General features: G+C 67.0%; 4 protein-coding genes. 3 read left to right on the top strand and 1 reads right to left on the bottom strand.

Annotation, left to right across the window (positions count from 1 at the left end):
* From JHD07_RS03930 to JHD07_RS03920, 3 genes are all read left to right on the top strand, one after another.
* Positions 1–1131, top strand: a 1131-nt coding sequence (locus JHD07_RS03930; protein WP_291619161.1) for a URC4/urg3 family protein, incomplete at its 5' end; no start/stop codon positions are given.
* Positions 1132–1293: 162 nt separating this feature from the next.
* A complete protein-coding gene (gene upp / locus JHD07_RS03925) occupies positions 1294–1923 on the top strand; it encodes a uracil phosphoribosyltransferase (protein WP_291619159.1) in 630 nt (209 codons plus the stop codon).
* Positions 1924–2020: 97 nt separating this feature from the next.
* Positions 2021–2233, top strand: a complete 213-nt coding sequence (locus JHD07_RS03920) for a hypothetical protein (RefSeq protein ID WP_291619157.1) — start codon at positions 2021–2023, stop codon at positions 2231–2233.
* 18 nt (positions 2234–2251) lie between these two features.
* Here JHD07_RS03920 and JHD07_RS03915 read toward each other — a convergent pair.
* The coding region (locus JHD07_RS03915; protein WP_291619155.1) for a M48 family metallopeptidase at positions 2252–2949 on the bottom strand (698 nt) is incomplete at its 5' end.

Here is a 2949-nt window from a genome sequence, read left to right as displayed (position 1 = left end):
TTCACGGTTGATCTCGGCCGCATGGACGGCGTCGCGGAGGCCGTACTTGCGGTGACACGCAAGGCCTACCCGGCGCTCGATATCCCCTTCCACGCGCGGTGGCGGCATTTCGTGCTTGGCGGCGTTGACCGCTGGGCGCGGCTTGCCGACGCTGCATCCTGGCCGGACCGCGCGGCGCGGGCGCGCGCGGAGTTCGACCTCGCCATCGTCAGCGTGCTGCTCGATGCCGGTGCAGGTGCGGCGTGGCGATACCGCGATGCGGCGACGGGACAGGCCATCGGCCGCTCGGAAGGGCTTGCGATCGCGAGCCTCGACATGTTCGCGAGCGGTCTGTTCTCGCGCGACGCGTGTGCGCCACTCAGGGCGGATGCGGATGTGCTCGCAAAGCTGCCGCCCGCCGCGCTCACATCCGCCTTTCAGGCGAGCGACGCCAATCCGCTGCTCGGCCTCGAAGGACGCACCGATCTGCTGCAGCGTCTGGGTCGGCTGGCCGCCGCGCGTCCGGAAATCTTCGGTTTGCACGACACGCCGCGGCCGGGCGGTCTGTTCGATCACATCGCGGCGCATGCGGATGGCGATGTCATCGCCGCGCCCGCGATCCTGTCGGCGGTGCTGGACCAGCTCGGACCGATCTGGCCGTCACGGCTCGAACTCGCCGGCATCCCTCTCGGCGATTGTTGGCGTCATCCGGCGATCAAGGCCGCTGACGCGACCGCGGGCCTCGTGCCGCTGCACAAGCTGTCGCAATGGCTGAGCTATTCGCTGATCGAGCCGCTGCAGCGCGCCGGCTTTGCCGTCACCGACATCGACGGCCTGACCGGGCTCGCCGAATACCGCAATGGCGGCCTGTTCGTCGATCACGACGTGCTGCGCCTGCGCGATGCTGCCGATGCCGAGCGCGCACATGCGGTGGATTCGCTGCTCGTCGTGGAGTGGCGCGCGCTGACGGTGGCGCTGCTGGATCGCCTTGCCGAACTGGTTCGCGCCAAGCTCGGTCGCACGCCGGAGACCTTGCCGCTTGCGAGCATCCTCGAAGGCGGCAGTTGGGCCGCAGGCCGCGCCATTGCATTTTCGCGTCGTCCCGATGGCTCGCCGCCGCTCAAGGTGATCAGCGACGGCACGGTGTTCTGACCCTCCCCCCTTGTGGGAGAGGGTGGCTTCGCGACAGCGAAGCCGGGTGAGGGGTTCTCTCCGCGAGCCCATCTCTCAGTTCGAGTTCGCGGAGACAACCCCTCATCCGGCGCTTCGCGCCACCTTCTCCCACCAGGGGAGAAGGGAAGAAGAGAGCATCCCATGGAAGGCGTCACGATCGTCGATCATCCCCTGGTGCAGCACAAGCTGACGCTGGTGCGGGACAAGTCCATCTCGACCAAATCCTTTCGCGAACTGACGAAGGAGATCGGCATGCTCCTGTGTTACGAGGTGACGCGCGATCTGCCGCTCACCGACACCGTCATCGAGACGCCGCTGGCGACGATGCACTCGGCCAAGCTCGCCGGCAAGAAACTGGTGTTCGTGCCGATGCTGCGCGCCGGCACCACCTTCGTCGAGGGCATGATGGACCTGGTGCCGACCGCACGCGTTGCCCATATCGGGATCTACCGCGAGCCGCAGAGCTTTGCCGCGGTGGAATACTTCTTCAAGTCGCCGTCCGATCTCGGCGAGCGGCTGGCGATCGTGGTGACGCCGGTGGTGGCCACGGCCAACACCGCCGTCGCCGCCATCGACCGGCTGAAGGAGCGTGGGGCCAGGGACATCCGCCTCGCCTGCCTGATCGCCGCGCCGGAAGGGCTCGAACGGCTGCGCGGTTTCCACCCGGACGTGCCGATCTGGACCGCGGCGGTGGACGAGGGCCTCGACGAGAACGGCTTCATCCTGCCCGGTCTCGGCGATGCCGGCGACCGCGCCTACGGAACGAGGTAGCATTTCGCGGCACAGCGGCCGCTCGTTCGGCTCCGCCTCAGGCTCTTGGAACAGCTTGCGGCGCGCGAGGTTCTCCTCATTGCAATGGAGAGCAACAATGACCAATCAGAATGACGACCGCAGGAGTGACAGTGCGCGCCGCAATAGCCCGGTGGGCTGGGCGGTCGGAGCCCTCTTCGTGATTGCGGTAGTCGCGACCGTCTTCCTCTACAATGGACGCGAGTTCGGTCCCCAGACCACGACCCAGGATGCGAACACGGCGCCGAACGTCACCACCGGGTCGAATCCGCCTCAAGCCCCGGCGAAGTGACACGCTGAGGGTGGGTGGTCACACCTTACCGCTGCGGCAGATCCCCTTCAGCGCCTGCCACTCCTTGTCGGTCAGCAGCGCCGGGCCGCTGACTGGACGATCTTCCCTCGTCATGCGCGCGAGGCGATCTTCGGTAAGCGGGTGACTGGCGAGGATATTGGTCAGACCGGAACCGCCCTCCTTGCCGGTGATGCGGAACATCAATTCGGCTGCAGGCTTGGGCGAGCGGCCGAGCGCATGCATGATCTCGATCGCGAAGGTGTCGGCGTCCGTCTCGGCTTCGCGCGAATAGGAGGCTTCGACCAGGCTGCGCGAGGCGAAGATCACGGCCGAGGACCCGGTGACGTCGCCGAACAAAAGGCCGATCAGGAACGAGGTGCCGCCGTTGTAGATCAGGCCGCGCATGTTGTCGTGATGCTTGAGATGGCCGAGCTCGTGGGCGAGGATGCCGGCGAGTTCGTCGGGATTCTCGGCCTTGTCGAGCAGGCCTTTCAGCACGAACACCTTGCCGCCGGGCAGCGCGAAAGCGTTCGGTATAGACGTCGGCAGCACGCCCGCCGTGGTGGTGTCGTCGAGGCCGGCCGCATCGCGCAGCCGGTTGACGAGCTTGATGAAGGCGGCCTTGCCTGCGGGATCTTCGCACACGCTGCGGCCGAAGAGGGTCTTCATCTGCACTTCGGCGGCATCGCCGATGCGCCGCTCGACCGGCTTCGGCA

Origin of the sequence: Bradyrhizobium sp., from assembly GCF_016462955.1 — a bacterium.
Classification (GTDB): Bacteria; Pseudomonadota; Alphaproteobacteria; order Rhizobiales; family Xanthobacteraceae; genus Bradyrhizobium.
Note: the sequence above shows the minus strand (reverse complement) of the source record. Positions and strands in the feature narration are given on the sequence as shown.